This window comes from Pseudomonas sp. PAMC25584, assembly GCF_058135675.1.
Genome location: NZ_CM176870.1, coordinates 5,111,237 through 5,130,563 on the forward strand (window position 1 = coordinate 5,111,237; position 19,327 = coordinate 5,130,563).

The window sequence follows — 19,327 nt, forward strand, 5'->3', positions numbered from 1 at the left end:
GCCCCCTCCCCACATTGTGAACTGCGCCAGGCCCGGAATTACGGCTGGTTCTGACCGAGAATCAAACGCCCCTCTTTATCGACCGGGATCTGACCGCCTGGATCACGATCCATGCGCACCGTACCTTCCTTGCCACCCAAGGTGTAACGCACGTCATAGCCGACAACCTTATCGCTGATGTCGTTGACGGTGTTACAACGGGTTTGCGTGGTGGTGTAGGTATCGCGGTTCTGCATGCCTTCCTGAACCTTGTTACCGGCGTAGCCGCCACCGACCGCACCGGCTACGGTGGCCAGTTTCTTACCGTTACCGCCACCGACCTGGTTACCCAACAGGCCACCCGCCAGCGCACCGACCACCGTACCAACGATCTGGTGTTGATCCTGCACCGGCTTCTGCCGGGTCACTGCGACGTCCTTGCAGACCTCGCGAGGCGTCTTAATCTGGGTGTTCACCGGCTGCACCGCCAGCACTTGCGCATACTCAGGGCCGCTTTTTACCAGGCTATAGGTGGCAACAGCACCCCCGGCAGTCACACCGACAGCACCCAATACCGCACCAACCAGCAACGACTTGTTCACGTTGAACCTCCTGACCATCACAAACGGACCGAAAGATCCGCGCTATACCCAGCCTTGGAGCAAAAAAAAAGGCGCGAGTTCAATACTCGCGCCTTCTTTGTAACAACAAATCAACGCTCACCCATCAAGGGCGGTCGTCGACCTCCTTGCCAGTCGCGGCCGGAGGGATCAGGTCTTCGCTGTTGAGGTTCAGCCAGATCAGTACCACGTTGGCGATGTAGATCGACGAGTAGGTGCCCGCCAGAACGCCGATAAACAGCGCCAGGGAGAAGCCCCACAGGTTGTCACCACCAAAGATCATCAGTGCCGCGATCGCCAGCAAGGTGGAGATCGACGTCGCCATGGTCCGCAACAGGGTCTGAGTGGTGGAGATGTTGATGTTCTCGATCAGCGTCGCCTTGCGCAGTACGCGGAAGTTCTCTCGAACCCGGTCGAATACCACGATGGTGTCGTTGAGGGAGTAACCAATGATCGCCAGCACGGCAGCCAGTACGGTCAGGTCGAAGGTGATCTGGAAGTACGCCAGGATACCCACGGTTACCACCACGTCATGGATCAGCGACACAATGGCGCCAACCCCGAACTTCCACTGAAAGCGGAAAGCCAGGTAGATCATGATGCCGCCGAGCGCCATCAGCATGCCGAGACCACCCTGGTCGCGCAGCTCTTCACCCACTTGCGGGCCGACGAACTCGACGCGCTTGACCGACGCTGGGTTATCACCGCCGACCTTCTGCAAGGCCTCGGCGACCTGATGACCCAGTTGCGGGTCTTCGCCCGGCATGCGCACCAGCAGGTCGGTGGTCGCACCGAAGCTCTGCACGATGGCTTCGTGATAGCCGGCCTTGACCAGCTCGCTGCGCACCTGGCTAACGTCGGCTGGCTTCTCGTAGGTCAGCTCGATGAGCGTACCGCCGGTGAAGTCCAGACCGTAGTTAAGGCCCTTATGGAACCAGCTGAACAACGCCAGAACGGTAAGGAGCACAGTGACGCCGAACGCAATATTGCGAACGCCCATGAAGTTGATTGTACGTAACATGGCAGCCCCTTAAATCCACAACTTCTTGAAGTCACGCCCGCCAAAGATCAGGTTGACCATTGCGCGGGTCACCATGATGGCCGTGAACATCGAGGTAAAGATACCGAGGGACATGGTCACCGCAAAACCTTTGACCGGGCCGGTACCCATGGCAAAGAGAATCCCGCCGACCAGCAATGTGGTCAGGTTGGAGTCGAGAATCGCGGTAAATGCCCGGCCGAAGCCTTCGTTGATTGCACGCTGCACGGTCATGCCAGCGGCGATCTCTTCACGAATCCGCGAGAAGATCAGCACGTTGGCGTCCACCGCCATACCCATGGTCAGCACGATACCGGCGATACCTGGCAGGGTCAGCGTAGCACCCAGCAGCGACATCAAGGCCAGCAGCATCACCATGTTGCCCGCCAGGGCCACGGTAGCGATGATGCCGAAGAAGCGGTAGATGGCGATGATGAACAGCGACACGAACAGCATGCCCCACAAGGCCGCATCGACACCCTTGGTGATGTTGTCGGCACCCAGGCTCGGGCCGATGGTGCGCTCTTCAGCGAAGTACATCGGCGCAGCCAGGCCACCGGCACGCAGCAGCAGGGCCAGCTCGGACGATTCGCCCTGGCCGTTCAGGCCGGTGATGCGGAATTGAGCACCCAGCGGCGACTGGATGGTCGCCAGGCTGATGATCTTCTTCTCTTCCTTGAAGGTCTGCACCGGCACGTCTTTCTCGACGCCGTTGACCATTTGCTTGGTGTAGGTGGTGATCGGGCGTTGCTCGATGAAGATCACCGCCATGCTGCGACCGACGTTGCTGCGCGTGGCGCGGCTCATCAGTTCGCCGCCGTGGCCATCCAGGCGGATGTTCACTTCAGGCGTACCGTGCTCGCCGAAACCGGCCTTGGCGTCAGTCACCTGGTCGCCGGTGATGATCAAGCCACGCTCGATCTGCGCCGCAGGGCGGTTGCCTTCACGGAACTCGAAGGTCTCGGAAGTGGCTTTGGAAGCACCCGGCTCGGCGGCCAGACGGAATTCCAGGTTGGCTGTCTTACCGAGGATGCGCTTGGCTTCAGCGGTGTCCTGCACGCCCGGCAGCTCAACCACGATGCGGTTGGCACCCTGGCGCTGAACGATCGGCTCGGCCACACCCAGTTCGTTGACGCGGTTACGTACCGTGGTCAAGTTCTGCTTGATGGAGTATTCGCGGATTTCCGCCAGCTTGGCCGGGGTCATCGCCAGACGCAGTACAGGTTGACCGTTGAGGTCGGCCGGTACGATGTCGAAATCGTTGAAGTTCTTGCGGATCAGCGCACGGGCCTGTTCGCGCGCGGCCTCGTCAGAGAAGCCCAGCTGGATGGCACCGTTGAGCTGCGGCAGGCTGCGATAACGCAACTTCTCTTTACGCAGCAGGCTCTTCACGTCGCCTTCGTAGACTTTCAGGCGCGCGTCGAGGGCCTTGTCCATGTCGACTTCCAGCAGGAAGTGAACACCACCGGACAAGTCCAGACCCAGCTTCATCGGGTGCGCACCAATGCTGCGCAGCCATTTTGGCGTGGTCTGTGCCAGGTTGAGCGCGACAACATAGTCGTCACCCATGGCCTTACGCACGACGTCTTTGGCCGGCAACTGGTCTTCTTGCTTGGTCAGGCGCAACAAGCCGCCCTTCGCATCAGCTGCCAAGGTTGCCGCTTTAACCTGGATACCCGCATCGGTGAGCGCTTTGCTCGCGCGTTCCAGGTCAGCCTGATTGACCTTCAGCGAAGTGCTGGCGCCAGAGATCTGGATCGCAGGGTCATCAGGATAGAGATTGGGAGCGGAATAAATAAAACCGATCGCCAGCACCGCCAGGATCAGTAGGTATTTCCACAGAGGGTATTTGTTCAGCATCACGCCGCCCGCTTATAACGCGGGGCGCCTTGCGCGCCCCGTCGATTGGTAAAGGTTGGAACTTAGATCGCTTTGAGCGTGCCTTTAGGCAACGTGGCGGCGATGGCGCCCTTCTGGAACTTCATTTCTACGGTGTCGGAGACTTCCAGAACCACGAAAGCGTCGGAAACCTTGGTGATCTTGCCCGCGATACCGCCGGTCGTCACAACTTCGTCACCTTTTTGCAGGCTGCCGAGCAGGTTTTTCTGCTCTTTGGCGCGCTTGGCCTGTGGACGCCAGATCATCAGGTAGAAGATGACCAGGAAGCCGACCAGGAAAATCCACTCGAAACCACCGCCCAGGGGGCCGGCAGCAGCAGGCGCAGCGGCATCAGCCATGGCGTTAGAGATAAAAAAGCTCATTTAGCACTCCAGTTGCAAATAGTGAATCTTAGGGTCGGAAAACTCAGTCCAAGGGCGGCACAGGGAGCCCGCGCTTGGCATAGAAGGCATCGACGAAGGCGGCCAATGTACCCTGTTGAATAGCCTCGCGCAAACCAGCCATCAGGACTTGGTAGTGACGCAAATTGTGGATGGTATTCAACATGCTACCCAGCATTTCCCCGCACTTGTCCAGATGGTGCAGATAAGCACGGGAGAAGTTCTGGCAGGTGTAGCAGTCACAGGTGGGATCGAGCGGCGAATCATCATGGCGATGGAACGCGTTACGGATCTTCAGCACGCCTGTATCGATGAACAGATGCCCATTGCGGGCATTACGGGTTGGCATCACGCAATCGAACATGTCCACACCGCGGCGCACACCCTCTACGAGATCTTCCGGTTTGCCAACGCCCATAAGGTAACGAGGTTTGTCAGCCGGCATCAGGCCCGGCAGGTAATCCAGCACCTTGATCATCTCGTGCTTGGGCTCACCTACCGACAGACCGCCGATGGCCAGACCGTCGAAGCCGATCTTGTCCAAGCCTTCCAGCGAGCGTTTACGCAGGCTTTCATGCATGCCGCCCTGGACGATACCGAACAGCGCCGCGGTGTTGTCGCCGTGGGCGTTCTTCGAGCGCTGGGCCCAACGCAGCGACAACTCCATGGAAACCCGCGCGACGTCTTCATCAGCCGGGTACGGCGTGCATTCGTCAAAAATCATCACAATGTCGGAGCCCAGGTCGCGCTGGACCTGCATCGACTCTTCCGGGCCCATGAACACTTTGGAACCGTCGACCGGCGAGGCGAAGGTCACGCCCTCCTCCTTGATCTTGCGCATCGCGCCCAGGCTGAACACCTGGAAACCACCCGAGTCAGTGAGGATCGGGCCTTGCCACTTCATGAAGTCATGCAGGTCGCCGTGCTTCTTGATCACTTCCGTGCCCGGGCGCAGCCACAGGTGGAAGGTGTTGCCGAGGATGATCTCGGCGCCGGTGGCGACGATGTCGCGCGGCATCATGCCTTTGACGGTGCCGTAGGTGCCCACAGGCATGAATGCCGGGGTCTCGACGGTGCCGCGTGGGAACGTCAGGCGACCGCGACGGGCTTTGCCGTCAGTGGCCAGCAATTCAAACGACATACGGCTCATAGTTGTTCCTCGGGGCCCGCGTCTTTAGGGGCAGTCGGCGCCGGATTACGGGTGATAAACATCGCATCACCGTAGCTGAAAAAACGGTATCCATTGTCGATGGCGGCCTGATAAGCAGCCATGGTTTCCGGATAACCGGCAAATGCCGACACCAGCATCAACAGCGTGGATTCCGGCAAATGGAAGTTGGTCACCAGGGCATCGACCACATGAAACGGCCGGCCAGGGTAAATAAAGATATCGGTGTCGCCACTGAACGGCTTGAGCACGCCATCACGCGCCGCGCTTTCCAGGGAACGCACGCTGGTGGTGCCCACGGCAATAACCCGTCCGCCGCGCGCCTTGCACGCGTTGACCGCGTCCACGACGTCCTGGCTGACTTCCAGCCATTCGCTGTGCATATGGTGGTCTTCGATGTTATCCACACGCACCGGCTGAAACGTCCCGGCCCCCACGTGCAGGGTCACATACGCAGTCTCGACGCCCTTGGCGGTGATCGCATCCAGCAACGGCTGGTCAAAATGCAGCCCGGCCGTTGGCGCGGCCACGGCGCCGAGGCGCTGGGAGTAGACCGTCTGATAGCGCTCGCGGTCCGAGTCTTCGTCGGGGCGGTCTATATAAGGAGGTAACGGCATATGGCCGACGCGTTCAAGCAGCGGCAACACTTCCTCGGCAAACTTGAGCTCGAACAACGCATCATGGCGCGCCACCATCTCGGCTTCGCCACCGCCATCGATCAGCAGGGTCGAACCCGGTTTCGGCGACTTGCTGGAACGCACATGGGCCAGCACGCGATGGCTGTCCAACACCCGCTCCACCAGAATTTCCAGCTTGCCGCCGGAGGCTTTCTGGCCAAACAGCCGCGCCGGAATCACACGGGTATTGTTGAACACCATCAAATCGCCTGGGCGTAAATGCTCAAGCAAATCAGTGAATTGACGGTGTGCGAGGGCACCACTCACCCCGTCCAGGGTCAGCAGTCGACTGGCGCGACGCTCGGCCAAAGGGTGGCGAGCGATCAGCGAATCAGGGAGCTCAAAAGTAAAGTCAGCAACGCGCATGATGGGGTTCGTCTAGCAGGGCCGGGAAGTCTAGCGGAAATAGTCAAAATTGACCATGAAACGTGATTGACCAACGGTAATCTCATCTCTATACTTCGCCGCCATTGAGCCCTGATGGCGGAATTGGTAGACGCGGCGGATTCAAAATCCGTTTTCGAAAGAAGTGGGAGTTCGATTCTCCCTCGGGGCACCATCTTAAAAAAAGACCTTGAAATTCAAGGTCTTTTTTTTCGCCTGTCGAAAAGTGGGCAACCGACAAAATCCCTGGCCACCGCTCCCTCAACTTGAAACACGGCCCGCTGTGGGAGCTGGCTTGAACTGGCCTAATGATTTTGGACACTTCAATCGGGCGCTATGATGGCGCCCAAATCTGAGGTGTTTGGATATGCGTAAATCTTATTCGAGTGAGTTCAAACTCAAGGCGGCCAGCATGGTGCTGGACGAGGGGCAGTCGGTTCCCGACGTCTGTGCCAGTCTGGATATTGGCCCGACTGCGTTGCGCCGCTGGGTCGATCAGGTTCGCAAAGAGCGGCTGGGCTCGACTCCGATTGGCGCCAAGGCTATTACCGCCGATCAACGAGAGATTCAGCAGCTCAAAGCGTTACTCAGGCAAAAAGACCTGGACATCGAAATCCTAAAAAAGGCCAGTGCTCTCTTGCTGTTGGACGCCAAAGATCATTCACGTTGATCTGTGAGCTGGACGAGCAGTACGGCGTTAACAATTGCTGTCGGGCGTTCGATGTTAACCGCAGCAGTTTTTACGCCTGGCGTCAGCGCCAAGGCAAGGTGAAACCTGAGCGGGAAAAGCTCAAAGCCGCCCTGGTCGAGCATCACAAGGAGTCCAGAGCATCTGCTGGATCGCGTACTTTAGCTAAGGAACTGCAAGCCAAGGGGCATCGCGTCGGGCGGTACATGGCGCGTAGCCTGATGCGTGAAGCGGGCGTCATCAGTCGTCAACGCCGGCGGCATAAGTACAAATCATCCGGCGTGGAAGCGCTGGTAGCGCCGCATGTGCTCAAGCGCCAGTTTGATGTCACAGCGATCAACCAGGTGTGGTGTGGCGATGTGACGTATATCAAAGTCGGCAAGCGCTGGATGTATTTCGCGGCAGTTCTGGATCTGTTCGCTCGCCGGATTGTGGGGTGGTCGTTTTCGATGATTTCCGATGCCACGCTGACCTGCGAAGCGTTGCGAATGGCGGTCGAGTTGCGAGGCCGTCCAAAAGAGGTGCTGTTTCACTCCGACCAAGGCTGTCAGTACACCAGCCACAAATTCAGGAATGAAATGCGCAAGCATGGACTCCTGCAAAGCATGAGTCGCAAAGGTGAGTGCTGGGACAACGCCCCGATGGAGCGTTTCTTTGGGAGCCTTAAATCAGAATGGGTACCAGAAGATGGCTACAGCTCAGAGCATGAAGCCCGAGTGGATTTGCAGCGTTATTTGATGCGTTACAACAACGTCAGGCTCCACAGCTACAACGGCTACCGGTCGCCGGTAGCTATGGAGAAACTGGCGGCGTGAAACCTTAACTGGTGTCCAAAATTAGTTGACCAGTTCAGCTTGCCTGCGATAGCGTCAGCCGCAACGCCCTCAAACCACCAGACTAAATACCCGCCACGTCTCCCTCCTCCATCACCCCATTGGGCAACACCCCATTCGCCAAATCATCCACCACCGCCTTTGCCATCTCCCCCAAATAATGCGCCGCCCAGGCATAACGATCCGCGCCCGTGTCCATGGCGGCATCCAACGCCAGCAGTTTTGAACAGCGCAGCAACTCGGAGGCATGCTCCAGGGCATCGCGGATGGGCACGCCGGAATTGACGCGGAATAGCCGGTGAAGGTTGGGCAGTTTGCCACAGGTGGAAAAGGTGATGACACCTAGGGTTTTGTTGAGGGGTAGGTTGATCATTGGACACCTCCTGGATGGGCGGAGGTGTGGGTTTTGGGATTGCGGGGGTATGGCCTGTCAGAAATACTCATGGCTTAAGCTCCTAATATAGTGAGCCTATTGTTTCTCGGATTCTCAAGTCTGGTCGCTGGGTTGGAAGCGACGGGGAGGAAGTTAGCGCAGGAGCGATTGGGGTTGAAAGTCAGTATCTGTGGCGAAAAGTTTCCATTAGGTCGCTCGGGGTTGGCGAACCACGCCGATTCCCCCCCAGATGCAGAGAGTGTCAGATTTTTTGTGTGCGGGCCGTTAACGGCCTGCCGTTAGGTAGGCCTTAGTTTTACCAGGTCGGCCTGATAAATCGATCTCCATACAAGATCGCAAATTGATTCATCGCACTCTTCCAGTCGTGTGCCGGCTTGCCCCAGTTTGCGGTGATATTGCGTAAGCCCAACCAGATTAGCTTCGTCGCGGCATCGTCCGTTGGGAAATGGCCTCTGGTCTTGATGATCTTGCGCAACTGAGCGTTGATACTCTCGATGGCGTTCGTTGTGTAGATCACTTTACGTATGGCCGGGGGAAACACGAAGAAGGGGATAACTCGATCCCACGCACGCTTCCAGGCCTTTGCGACCGTTGGATATTGCTTGCCCCAAGGGCCGGTTTCGAAGGCTAACAGCGCTTGTTCAGCGGCGTCAGCGTTGAGTGCCTGATAGATCGGCTTCAACGCTTTCGCCAGCTCGCGGCGCTTATCCCAAGGCGCGTAATCAAGACTGTTACGGATCAAATGCACAATGCAGGTCTGCAACGTCGTCTCGGGAAATACCGCGCTCAGCGCTTCAGGCATACCTTTGAGGCCATCAGTTACTGCGATCAAGACGTCCTCGACACCTCGGGTTTTGAGGTCGTTGAAGACCTTCATCCAAAACTTCGCACCTTCGGTTGTTTCAATCCAAATGCCCAAGATGTCTCGGGTTCCATCCGGCAAGACACCCAGCGCCAGGTAGATTGCCTTGTTGCGAACCAAACCTTCGTCGCGAATTTTGACTCGCAACGCATCGAAGAAAATCACCGGATACATCGGCTCAAGCGGTCGTTGTTGCCAGGCAGTGACTTCGTCTAAAACCGCATCGGTCACTGAACTGATGAAATCGTGAGAGACCTCTGTTCCGTACTGTTCGGATAAAAATGCACGGATCTCACGGACCGTCATGCCTCGGGCATACATCGCAATGATCTTGTCATCAAAGCCCGTAAAGCGGCGTTCGTGTTTTGGGATCAGGATCGGCGCAAAACTTCCATCGCGATCTCTGGGAATGTCCAGGCGAAGCGGGCCGTCATCGGTGAGCACCGTTTTGCCGCTCTTGCCGTTGCGCTGGTTACTCGACTCCTCAGGGCGCTCCGCGCCCTGAGGATAGCCAAGGTGGTGACCCAGTTCGGCACCAAGGGCTCGCTCGATCAGCGCCTTTTTGAACGCCATCGACGCATCCTGAATGGCTTCGGCACTCATCGGACCGCTGACGAACTGGTCGATCAGCTCTTTGGGAATGGTTGGAAGATCACGCGGGGCCTCACGGGCCGGTTTCTTTTTGGTCGGCATATATGCACCTCTTCTGCAATGTTATGCCCGAACACAAAATTTATGACAGTCCCCAGATGCAGGAAACAACCGGGGTCTGCCCCCGATTACTTCCGGGAAAACGTATTGGTTTAATGGGCATCAGAAATGACAGTGTGCGCAGGTCGCGATGGCTGATATCTTTCCCGCGCGCCCAATCGCGTCCAATCAACGCCGATCCAATCAAGGAAGATAAAAACAATGAAAGTATTGCTCATCGCTTCGCTAGGAATTTTGTCGCTGACTCAAACATCACTATCCTTCGCGGATAATGCTAATGGAAAAAATCTCTATCTACAGCGATGCAGCATGTGCCATGGAATGGATCTCAAAGCAACAGGACCGCTGGCTAAAAAAAGTAATCCGCCGACTCCTGATCTAACAACGCTCGCTTTCAAAAAACGATTAAATGATTATCCGGGCGTGATAGTGTCTTCGATAATACTTCGCCCAAATGGCGACTTAATTCCAAGAACCTTGCGAGAGAATGGAGTAAAGCTATCGCCGCACTCATGGAGCGTTAAGGATTTTCGCGATTTAAATCAATACATGGGTGGCGTTATTTCACAAACCCGATGACCGTTGAAGTGCCTGGTCCTATGCTGTCTCCTTGGATTGACATGCCGCTTTAAGCGCTCTGCCAACAGTTCAAACTCGATACATTTGCTACGGATTGGCCTACGCTGGAACAGCAGGCTGCCGAGAAAGAAACGAAGAACGCGCTGCGGTTATCGCAGGAGCTCAACGGCTCAACAGCCACATGAACGGTGATTTTTAGAATAGCTAACATGACGACCAAGCCTTCTGCGCAAGTATCCCGCGCTGAGTACGCGCGACGGATAAATCGTGTACTCAACTACATCGATGCTCACCTCGATCAGCCGTTAGATGGCGCGCAGTTAGCCGACATCGCCAATTTCTCGCGCTTCCATTTTCATCGAATTTTCGCCGCATGGATGGGCGAAACGCTTGGCAGTTACGCACAGCGTCGACGGCTCGAGAAGGCGGCCTTCCGGCTGTCCTGTGGTAGCCATGAAACAGTACTTGAAACAGCGTTGGCCACCGGCTTCCACTCGGGCGAAGCGTTTGCGCGAGCCTTCAAACTCAAGTTCGGCTGCACGCCATCGACCTGGCGCTCCACGACTCTTCAGCGGCTGAAAATGCAGGCGTCCGCGATCGGACAGCAACCAGGCAACCAAGAGAGCAATCCTGATCAGGTCTTCAGCAATATCCATCAGGAAGGCGAGCCCGCGCTCGGTGAATCTGACGTCTCTTATCGGCTAACGGAAACTTGTGCCATGGATGTACGTATCATTGATTTACCAAAAGCACGCGTCGCGTATCAACGATTGATCGGTCCATATGGGCCCGCCATCGGCGAATTTTGGCGCGGTACCATTGCGCCGTGGATGCGCTCAAATGGCCTCAGTGATGAAACGTGTTATGGCATAGGTCATGACGACCCGTCTCTCACTCCAGCCAACAAGTGCCGCTACGACGCTTGCGTCGAAGTACCGGCACATTTTGTTGCTAGCGGCCAGGTCGATATTCTAGCTCTGCCGGGCGGCCGTTATGCCGTAGCGAGTTTCAAAGGGAAAGCTAAGGTTTTAGGTAACGCCTGGATATGGCTGACGCGTGAATGGATGCCGTCCAGCGGACTACAATGCGACGATAGGCCTTGCTTCGAGATGTTTTCTGCGACCACGGCACTTGACCCACACACCGGTGAGTTTAGCTGCGACATCTGCATTCCAGTGCGAGCGCTGTAACGCAACTCCCGCGTGCCGCATTGTTTAGGGGCGTGAGCGCATCGCATTCACCAGCCACTATCGTTATGCCATGCAGCTGCATGGCATAACGCAAAATCGAGCAAGCGATAAGAGCCCATATCCCTAACGCAGCATTCGTTAAAGTCCATCATTGATCTAGCTGCACAGGTGAAAATCAGACGAGTTAATTCTCTTCACTCGAAATGGTTTACGGCCGATTGTGTTGAAAAAGTCGGTTTTCCCAAAACACTCGAAATTGATGGATGAAAACACCTCTGTTGCACGCTGCTACGTTAAATCCGAGTCCTGAACCTTCTGCCAAAAACTCAGATTTCAATCTCAGGCGCGTACTTTTCTGCCGTGGAATTCGAAGCCGACTTTTTCAACAGAATCGGTCGATTTCTGCCGGTCATATCCGGCAGAAGTCGCCCCTTAACTCACTGCCAGCCAGAAGAAAAGCCAACGTCCACGAGAATCGGCCTCGGCAAATAAATCCGCCCCCCCTTTTCCCTCATTGCTCTAGATCGAACATCCTCGCGAACCGGTCATACAGTCAACCGATAGGTAGACTGCACCAACCCCGAAGGAAAGCTGCAACTGGATACCAGTTCCAAGCCAATGTCCTTCTTCAGGGCCCCAAACAATCGCCTTCCCGATCCGATCAGTACGGGAACAGTGGTAATCACCATATCGGCGACTAACCCATCGCGCAGGAAGGATTGCACCAACTGCCCGCCGTCGACATAGACACGATGCACGCCTTGCCTCGTCAGTTCGGCCATCAGCTCCCCTGGTGCGAGGTTTGAGAAACGCAGCGTGCCCTTCAGCGCCTCGGGCACGGGCGTAGCGGCCAGTTGTTCAGACAGAACCACTACGGGCCGGTCGTAGAACCATGTGTCGAAGGTCCGCACCTTCTCATAGCTGCCTCGCCCCATCACGATTACATCCTTGTCGGCAATGAAGGCGCAGTAGCCGTGATCTTCATTCGGATCATCACGCTGCAAAAGCCAGTCAATGTCGCCATCTGGCCGGGCGATGAAGCCGTCCAGGCTGACGGCGATGAAAACATGTGCAGTGGCCATCAGGGCCTCCCTATAGAAACGCCGTTTATTCATCCATGATCATAAGCCGAATAAAAGGCTCGCCCTATCCCAATCTCTGCGCCTGATAACAGGCGTGTATCACTCCCCGTCAACGGCACTGCAATGTAGACCGCACCGGCACTTACACCTGCCATGGGCATAAGGAGGAAAACGTTGGCGGTTATAGTTAGCCAACTAACCTGTTCATGCTTATTACCGCAATACCGAAAACAACACATCGCCTCATCCAAAAGTCTTAACTCCCCTATTAATAGGTCGTGATTTTGCAAAGAGGCGTTGACGTATTTGTCACGTCAGGAATATGGTTTTCATACCCCCTCGCGCTTTATCAAGTGCCCCCCGACGTCCGGGGTTATACGTATTGGTAAATTGCGAAAAAATAAAAACAAATACGCAGGCCGACCATGTACCAGACGTTAAAACGTATGCTCCTCTGCTCGGCCTGCATTTACGTCCCCATTTTCGCGCACGCGCAAGAAACGGAATTGCCGACGATCCAAGTCATCGGCAGTTCGCCCGTCGCCGGCGACTCAATCGATCGGGATAAAGTGCCGACCGATACTCAATCGCTGATTGCCGACGATTTCGACCGCAATAAATCAGCCTCAGTATTAGACACGCTCTCTCAACAGACCCCAGGCCTTCAGATCTCCGATGTCCAGGGCAACCCGTTCTCGCAGGACATCAATCTGCGTGGCTTCAGGGCCTCCGCGACGCAAGGAACCCCGCAGGGGCTGGCCGTTTATATGAACGGCGTGCGTATCAACGAAGCGTTCGGCGATACCGTGAATTTTGACCTGGTGCCCACCGTGGCCATTGACCGTGCTGACGTATGGACCAGCAATCCGGTCTTCGGACTCAACGCCCTCGGCGGGGCGATCAATCTGCAACTCAAGAACGGCTTCACCTATGACGGACTGGAAGCCGAGGTCACAGGAGGGTCGTTCGGACGCCTCGGCAGCTCTCTGCAATACGGTGCCCAAAAAGACAACTGGGCCTTCTACACCTCCGGTGAAGAAATCCATGAAGACGGCTGGCGTGATCACTCCTCTTCGAGGATCAAGCGGTTCTACACCGACCTTGGCTACAAGGACGACGAGCGTGAGTTCCATCTAAGCCTCTCGGGCGCGTCGAACACGCTGGGGGTCATTGGCCCGACCCCGGTCGAGGAACTGGCGCGTAGATACTCAAGCGTCTACACGTTTCCCCAGACAACCGAAAACAACATGTTGATGATCGGCCTTAACGGCAAGGTATCGATCAATGACGACTGGGCGGTGCAAAGCAATATCTACGTGCGCCATTTCGACCAGAAACATGTCGATGGCAACACCTCCGATGTGGCGGCATGTACGGGCGATCCCACGCAGTTATGCCTTGGCGACGCGGCCGCGCAGAACGCCAGGAGCGGAGAAAACCTAGCATCGAACTTGCTGCCTGGCAGCGGATTGAACCAGGGGATCGCCGGGTCGATAGACCGCACTCACGTCGACTCCGACACCGTCGGCGCCTCTCTCCAGACCACGTATGACGGCTCGCTCCTAAAGCTGAACAATCATTTCGTGGCAGGTGCCAACATCGACTATTCCAGCCTGTCGTTTTCCGGAAGCAATGAACTCGGGACGATACCGGACACCACGATAGATCCTTACGTAATCGGCTCCGGAATCACTTATCAGACCAGCGACGGCTTGATTCAACCGGTCAGGCTAAGCGCGAAGAATACCTATCAGGGGCTGTTTTCCTCCGATACGCTCGACATCACCGATCGCCTGTCGGCCACGCTCGGTGCGCGGCTGAATATCGCTCAGATCAACCTGAGTGACGCGCTGGGCAACTCGCCTGAACTCACCGGTGATCATCGCTACGCTCGCTTGAACCCACTCACAGGCCTCACCTACAAGCTGACGCCAGACCTGACCGTGTACGGCGGCTACTCCGAAGCCAACCGCGCGCCCACACCGCTCGAACTGGGTTGCGCAAACCCGGCGAAACCGTGCTTGCTCGAAGGCTTCCTGGTGTCAGACCCAACCCTGAAGCAGGTGGTCTCAAAAACATACGAGGCAGGTCTTCGTGGTCACAGCACAGTAGGCGCCGACTCGACGATTGACTGGAAGCTCGGCGCTTTCCGGACTAACAACAGCGATGACATCGTCAGTCAGCCCAGCAGCCTGGTCCCAGGCTATGGCTACTATGTGAATGCGGGCAAAACCCGTCGCCAGGGTATTGATGCCTACGTCCAGTACCGAACTTCCGACTGGTCTGCCTACACGACGCTGGCCTATGTCGATGCAACCTACCAATCCAACCTGAGCCTGACGTCGGCCAACAATCCTCAAGCCGATGCCAACGGTAATATTGCTGTCGCCCGCGGCGAAAAAATCCCCGGTATTTCGCCATGGCAATTGAAGATGGGCGGGGATTATAAATTGACACCTGCCTTGACCCTCGGCGCAGACATGATCGCCAACAGTAGCCAGTATTACGTTGGCGACGATTCAAACCAGAACGCCAAGTTGGCCGGGTACGCGGTGTTCAATGTCCACAGCGATTATCAGCTCACCCAAACAATCAAACTCTTCGCGAAACTGGACAATGCCCTTGATCGCAAATATGCCACCTACGGTACGTTCGCCGCCGTTGGCGACATCCCGTCGCTTGGGCTATCCAATCCGCAAACCATCACCCCGGCGGCGCCTCGGGCGATGTATGCCGGCTTCAACGTGAAGTTCTGAGTCTCTTCGCAGCGTCCGCCCATCCGGCCCATACAATTGGTTACCGCCAATGCGGTTAAGAAACCCAACAATCCGCTGGTTACACGCCATCCGCAGCCCAACGCCTCGCCATTGGCGATATTAAGCTGCCGCGCCACCGCGCGCCCTGATTGCGCTGAAGTGGAAAACGCGAGCATGGCGGAGGTCACCCGCAACCAGGCTGCCGCAACCGCCGCGTGGAACTGATCCTGGAGCGCTGACGCGTGGGTCTTTTTTTTCCGGCGCAGAACAGTGATCATCGCCCTCCCCACCCAAGCCTGAGGAAGCGAGACCATGGAATTGACGCTGGAAGCGGTTGCGCTCTTCGCACTGAAACTGGTGCACGAGACCGACGGCGGCAGCCCGGTTTTGCGTGACGATCTGGTGATGGACGGGTACGAGCGGGAAGTGTTTGGGTTATTGGTGCGACGCGGGGATCTGCCTGCGATTCAACTCAAGATCGAGGAGTGTGCGGTGCAGGCACTGGATACAGTGGGCGGCGCCCAGACGGTGCTGGGGCGGGAATTGCGGCGGTTGGCGACTGACGTGCAAAACGTCCGTCAACTCGATGCACTGCCCGCGCCGCTAACCACCCTCAAGGACTATTTGAAAGACATCCAGTGACTCGGTGATCAGCGTGCCGGCCAGCGTCAATAGCGCCTGCCCAATTACCGCCGCCCGTCACCCGCCATACGCACGGCCAAGCCCATCAGCACTGAGCCCATCAGCCAGCGCTGCGCCACCTGCCAACCGGGCCGGGTGACGAAAAACACCGCGATGGAGCCCGCCATCATGGCAATCATTGCGTTGACGCCCACGCTAATGAAAATCTGCGTAAAACCCAGCACCAAAGATTGCGTCAGCACACTGCCGTGGCCGTTCGGGTCGATGAACTGCGGCAGCAGCGACAGATACATCACCGCGACTTTAGGGTTCAGCAGGTTGGTCACAAAGCCCATCATGAACAGCTTGCGCGGGCTGTCCTGGGGCAAGTCCCGCACCTGAAAAGGCGAACGACCACCCGGCTTGACCGCCTGCCAGGCCAGGTAGACCAGATACAACGCACCGCCGAGTCGCAGCGCGTCGTATGCCAAGGGAACCGCCATGACCAATGCGGTGATACCCAACGCCGCGCACAGCATGTAAACGATAAAACCCAACGCCACCCCGCCCAGGGAAATCAAACCGGCCGTGCGCCCCTGGCAAATCGAGCGGGAAATGAGGTAAATCATGTTCGGCCCGGGCGTCAGCACCATGCCCAGTGAGATCAGGCCATAGGCAAGCCAGTTGGACAGTTCGGGCATCGTGCAGCTCCTGAATGAGGGTGTTGTCGGCGAAAGCCCCTTGGCCAACGTTGTCGTGTCGAGCGCCATGGTAGGGCGTGCGACAAGCGCGCGTTAGATACAGATCTGCGAGCAAAACGTCATACACAGGACAGGCACATGGTCGACTTCGCCCTCGCTGCCGTACAAAAACAGCGTGGCCTATTCCGTGGAATCGTCCGGGACTTTCGCTCCGGATTTCCAAGCACCTACTGACCTGATCAGCGGGCAAAAAAAGACCTTGGCGTCCCAAGGTCTTTTTTACTGCAGGCATGCCTGATTCAATGGATGCACACCGTCAAATATGGGCGCAGGCCATCAGCCCCGCTCCCTCCCCAAACACCTGCAATACCAAACCACCCCACCCACAACCGCCCCTACAACAGTGATGCCATTCCCCACCAACCAAATCCCAAAATTCCGAGCCTGCTCCGCATCCCCCTCATAGAACGGCCCAAAGTACGCCGACACCGCGACCACCACCCCGTTGAACACCGCAACCGCCACGGCAACCACCAAAAACACGAACACGCCCCCCTTACAGACCTTCATATAACGCTCCAACACCAAATCTCCCTTGACTGGTGATAATCCGAGAACGATCCCTTTGATCGAGAACGCCAACTGAATTCGCGGATAGCTCAGCCAATCCGTCAATCGCCGCCCATTCCATAAATCAATGTGGTCACCACTACGGTTACCGAACGTTTCATTGCCCCGGTGCCAAAAAAACCTTGAAGAAGTGGATTCGGCACGGGGCGGCGTCTCCGAAGATTTCCGGATGGTTTTTCCATAGCGTATGGAACGTCAGCATTTAGCATTTCCATCGCGTTTTTTCGCGACCGTAGCAAACGCTCTGCTGCTTAAGAGGGGATCAGATAGAAATCAGAACGGTCCTACTTGCCTGTCAGTTTTGGCTGCAGGGTATAACTCACATGCCCTCACAGGGGATGTTCTTATTGGTGTGAAAGTAAGTGCTAACTGGGCCGGTGTTTGTACGGAATGTTCCGCAGCAGAATAGGCAGCTGGGCGGTTAAGTATAGGAACTTCAGAACGACGCAGGTTTCATGTGGGGCTCGACAACTCCCACACGAGGTCAGAATCACTGGGGTTGAAACATCTCCAGATACGCCAGGATGTTGTCGATTTTTTCCTGATCGCTGATGCCCCAGAAGATCATGCGCGTGCCGCTCACTACCTTCTTCGGCGCCTCGATATAGGCCGCGAGTTTTTCGCGGGTCCAGACCACCCCGGAGTTTTTCATCGCATCCGAATACTGATAGTCGGCGGTAGTGCCGGCAGGCCTGCCGATGATGCCGTTGAGTTCGGGGCCAAAGCCGCCGCGCGCGCCCTCGCCGATGTTATGGCAGCCGCCGCAGGTTTTGGCGAAGAGCTTGCCGCCCGCTTCGGCATCGCCGGCGGCGCAGGCCGCGCCGGTGTTGAGGATCAGGGCGAAGGTCAGTAAGGCGCGGTATTTCATAAGGGCTCCACATCGGGTGATACGGGTGATTATGCCGGTTTGTCAGGAGCGCATGCCCATCCAGATCACCGCTTCGGTCCATGCCGTCACCACCGATGCCAGCGCCCTGAACCACGGGTCATCCCGGTCGATCTGCGCGGCCGAGTGGTCACGGTTGACGGCCTTATGTCACGGCCTGTGGGAAGCAGGCCGGTGGTAGGTGGAAAAGCGCCGGTATCGTGCAGCAGCACCCGGTCAATACGCAACCGGGTCCCTCAGAACGACCATCCATCGTTCCAGGCATATCTGATCGAACCTAATGCGCTGCGCCCCACTCCACCCTACTGAACCCTGATGGTGGAGTAAGGATCATGGCTCAGCCATCGATTTTAGTGCTGGAAGACGACGAAATCATTCGCGCGTTAATGGTCGACGTACTGGAGGATTTCGGTGCGCATGTCACCTCGTTTCCTTCGGCGGATGAAGGCATGATTTACCTGGAGCGGGCCGATGACCCGGTGGACCTGATTGTGAGTGATATCCAGATGCCTGGATTGCTCAACGGCTATGACCTGAGTCGAGTGGTGGCCCATCGTTGGCCAGCGGTGCCGGTGGTGCTGACGTCCGGCAACACCAGGCTGGCGGCGCAGTTGGGGGGATCGGTACGGTTCCTGCCCAAGCCGTGGAGCACCCGCCATCTGCTCGAATGCGTACAAACCGCACTGACCCAGCAGGTAGCGTCGATGCATTAATAGCTTCGCGACATCACTTCGCCGAAGGCTCGGCGGCGGTTAGGTGTCGGAAAAATCGTTGCGAAAAGTGAGCTGGGCCGCAGCCGTGAGTTCCGATTTAGGGTGCCCAAGGTGAATGACGATTCCCACACCTGTGTCGTCTCGTTTTGACGCGATTTGTTTATAGCTCAGGCTTCCCACGCTCTGTAGTTTCGGTCCGCGTCGACATCCTTCGACGCGAACTGAACTTACAGAGGGTACCGTGATGGATATTTTTTCCAGTCATCTGAGTTTTGAAAACAGCCTTTTGCAGACCTACTTGAACACACCAGAAGAAAACCCTCCTCGCCCGAAAACGCCCTCTCAGGGGTCGACCATTGATTTCAGTGGCGAGCGGCTGCCAAAGAAGGACAACCGTTCGAGCGGCCTGGACAGCCTGGGCGGTGGAAACATCATCTAAGTCGTCAAACAGAGAGGCTGCAACCCTGCAGTCTCTTCCACCTTTCGATCCACCCGACCTTAACAAAATACTGACATCCCCCGGGTTAACCTTCGC

General features: G+C 56.7%; 20 protein-coding genes and 1 tRNA gene. 9 read left to right on the forward strand and 12 right to left on the reverse strand.

All coding sequences use genetic code 11. From position 1 onward, the window contains the following. Positions 1–38: 38 nt before the first annotated feature. From ACS5Q8_RS23860 to queA, 6 genes are all read right to left on the reverse strand, one after another. Positions 39–581 (reverse strand): glycine zipper 2TM domain-containing protein, encoded by a 543-nt coding sequence (locus ACS5Q8_RS23860; RefSeq protein ID WP_276194748.1) that lies wholly within the window; start codon positions 579–581, stop codon positions 39–41. A 124-nt stretch (positions 582–705) separates the two neighbouring features. Next, positions 706–1,620 (reverse strand): protein translocase subunit SecF, encoded by a 915-nt coding sequence (secF, locus tag ACS5Q8_RS23865; RefSeq protein ID WP_247399227.1) that lies wholly within the window; start codon positions 1,618–1,620, stop codon positions 706–708. A 9-nt stretch (positions 1,621–1,629) separates the two neighbouring features. Then, positions 1,630–3,498, reverse strand: a complete 1,869-nt coding sequence (gene secD / locus ACS5Q8_RS23870) for a protein translocase subunit SecD (protein WP_247399230.1) — start codon at positions 3,496–3,498, stop codon at positions 1,630–1,632. A 62-nt stretch (positions 3,499–3,560) separates the two neighbouring features. After that, positions 3,561–3,899: a preprotein translocase subunit YajC gene (gene yajC, locus ACS5Q8_RS23875; protein WP_076017553.1), complete on the reverse strand. Its 339-nt coding sequence runs from the start codon at positions 3,897–3,899 to the stop codon at positions 3,561–3,563. A 43-nt stretch (positions 3,900–3,942) separates the two neighbouring features. Then, positions 3,943–5,058, reverse strand: a complete 1,116-nt coding sequence (tgt, locus tag ACS5Q8_RS23880; protein ID WP_276197995.1) for a tRNA guanosine(34) transglycosylase Tgt — start codon at positions 5,056–5,058, stop codon at positions 3,943–3,945. Between the two features lie 5 nt (positions 5,059–5,063). Beyond that, on the reverse strand, positions 5,064–6,128 hold the full coding sequence (queA, locus tag ACS5Q8_RS23885; RefSeq protein ID WP_426100185.1) for a tRNA preQ1(34) S-adenosylmethionine ribosyltransferase-isomerase QueA: 1,065 nt from the start codon (positions 6,126–6,128) through the stop codon (positions 5,064–5,066). 108 nt (positions 6,129–6,236) lie between these two features. On the opposite strand from queA, the gene ACS5Q8_RS23890 reads away from it, so the two are divergent. The 3 genes from ACS5Q8_RS23890 (at position 6,237) to ACS5Q8_RS23900 (ending at position 7,649) form a co-directional block, all read left to right on the forward strand. Next, a tRNA-Leu gene (locus ACS5Q8_RS23890) sits at positions 6,237–6,321 on the forward strand. Positions 6,322–6,513: 192 nt separating this feature from the next. Beyond that, positions 6,514–6,816 carry a transposase gene (locus tag ACS5Q8_RS23895; protein ID WP_276193552.1) on the forward strand — a complete coding sequence of 101 codons (303 nt, stop codon included), beginning with the start codon at positions 6,514–6,516 and terminating at the stop codon, positions 6,814–6,816. Continuing rightward, the gene (locus ACS5Q8_RS23900; RefSeq protein WP_465159146.1) at positions 6,813–7,649 is read left to right on the forward strand and encodes an IS3 family transposase; all 837 of its coding nucleotides are present in this window, start codon (positions 6,813–6,815) and stop codon (positions 7,647–7,649) included. Before ACS5Q8_RS23895 ends, ACS5Q8_RS23900 begins: the two co-directional genes overlap by 4 nt. 82 nt (positions 7,650–7,731) lie before the next feature. Here ACS5Q8_RS23900 and ACS5Q8_RS23905 read toward each other — a convergent pair whose 3' ends face one another. Both ACS5Q8_RS23905 and ACS5Q8_RS23910 read right to left on the reverse strand, forming a co-directional pair. Beyond that, positions 7,732–8,040 carry a DUF3077 domain-containing protein gene (locus ACS5Q8_RS23905; RefSeq protein ID WP_276194751.1) on the reverse strand — a complete coding sequence of 103 codons (309 nt, stop codon included), beginning with the start codon at positions 8,038–8,040 and terminating at the stop codon, positions 7,732–7,734. Between the two features lie 316 nt (positions 8,041–8,356). Beyond that, the gene (locus tag ACS5Q8_RS23910; RefSeq protein ID WP_276194114.1) at positions 8,357–9,616 is read right to left on the reverse strand and encodes an IS256 family transposase; all 1,260 of its coding nucleotides are present in this window, start codon (positions 9,614–9,616) and stop codon (positions 8,357–8,359) included. Positions 9,617–9,835: 219 nt separating this feature from the next. On the opposite strand from ACS5Q8_RS23910, the gene ACS5Q8_RS23915 reads away from it, so the two are divergent. Together ACS5Q8_RS23915 and ACS5Q8_RS23920 are read left to right on the forward strand one after the other, a co-directional pair. After that, entirely contained in the window at positions 9,836–10,213 is a 378-nt protein-coding gene (locus tag ACS5Q8_RS23915; protein ID WP_276194752.1) for a c-type cytochrome, read from the forward strand. A gap of 209 nt (positions 10,214–10,422) precedes the next feature. Further along, positions 10,423–11,403: an AraC family transcriptional regulator gene (locus tag ACS5Q8_RS23920; protein WP_465159489.1), complete on the forward strand. Its 981-nt coding sequence runs from the start codon at positions 10,423–10,425 to the stop codon at positions 11,401–11,403. A gap of 545 nt (positions 11,404–11,948) precedes the next feature. On the opposite strand, the gene ACS5Q8_RS23925 is transcribed toward ACS5Q8_RS23920, so the two are convergent. Beyond that, the gene (locus ACS5Q8_RS23925) at positions 11,949–12,485 is read right to left on the reverse strand and encodes a dihydrofolate reductase family protein (RefSeq protein WP_276194754.1); all 537 of its coding nucleotides are present in this window, start codon (positions 12,483–12,485) and stop codon (positions 11,949–11,951) included. Positions 12,486–12,910: 425 nt separating this feature from the next. On the opposite strand from ACS5Q8_RS23925, the gene ACS5Q8_RS23930 reads away from it, so the two are divergent. After that, entirely contained in the window at positions 12,911–15,241 is a 2,331-nt protein-coding gene (locus ACS5Q8_RS23930; protein ID WP_465159490.1) for a TonB-dependent receptor, read from the forward strand. A 312-nt stretch (positions 15,242–15,553) separates the two neighbouring features. Beyond that, positions 15,554–15,883 (forward strand): hypothetical protein, encoded by a 330-nt coding sequence (locus ACS5Q8_RS23935; protein WP_247396101.1) that lies wholly within the window; start codon positions 15,554–15,556, stop codon positions 15,881–15,883. Between the two features lie 44 nt (positions 15,884–15,927). Here the strand turns inward: ACS5Q8_RS23935 and ACS5Q8_RS23940 are convergent, their stop codons facing one another. The 3 genes from ACS5Q8_RS23940 to ACS5Q8_RS23950 form a co-directional block, all read right to left on the reverse strand. Next, on the reverse strand, positions 15,928–16,563 hold the full coding sequence (locus tag ACS5Q8_RS23940; RefSeq protein WP_465159491.1) for a LysE family translocator: 636 nt from the start codon (positions 16,561–16,563) through the stop codon (positions 15,928–15,930). A gap of 336 nt (positions 16,564–16,899) precedes the next feature. Next, on the reverse strand, positions 16,900–17,238 hold the full coding sequence (locus ACS5Q8_RS23945; protein ID WP_443693874.1) for a hypothetical protein: 339 nt from the start codon (positions 17,236–17,238) through the stop codon (positions 16,900–16,902). Positions 17,239–17,683: 445 nt separating this feature from the next. Continuing rightward, entirely contained in the window at positions 17,684–18,061 is a 378-nt protein-coding gene (locus tag ACS5Q8_RS23950) for a c-type cytochrome (RefSeq protein ID WP_276194785.1), read from the reverse strand. A gap of 350 nt (positions 18,062–18,411) precedes the next feature. Here ACS5Q8_RS23950 and ACS5Q8_RS23955 point away from each other — a divergent pair, with 350 nt between their 5' ends. Both ACS5Q8_RS23955 and ACS5Q8_RS23960 read left to right on the forward strand, forming a co-directional pair. Further along, positions 18,412–18,792, forward strand: coding sequence for a response regulator (locus ACS5Q8_RS23955; RefSeq protein ID WP_443693873.1), 381 nt, complete (start codon positions 18,412–18,414; stop codon positions 18,790–18,792). Positions 18,793–19,036: 244 nt separating this feature from the next. Further along, positions 19,037–19,231, forward strand: a complete 195-nt coding sequence (locus ACS5Q8_RS23960; protein ID WP_465159492.1) for a hypothetical protein — start codon at positions 19,037–19,039, stop codon at positions 19,229–19,231. Positions 19,232–19,327 lie beyond the last annotated feature (96 nt).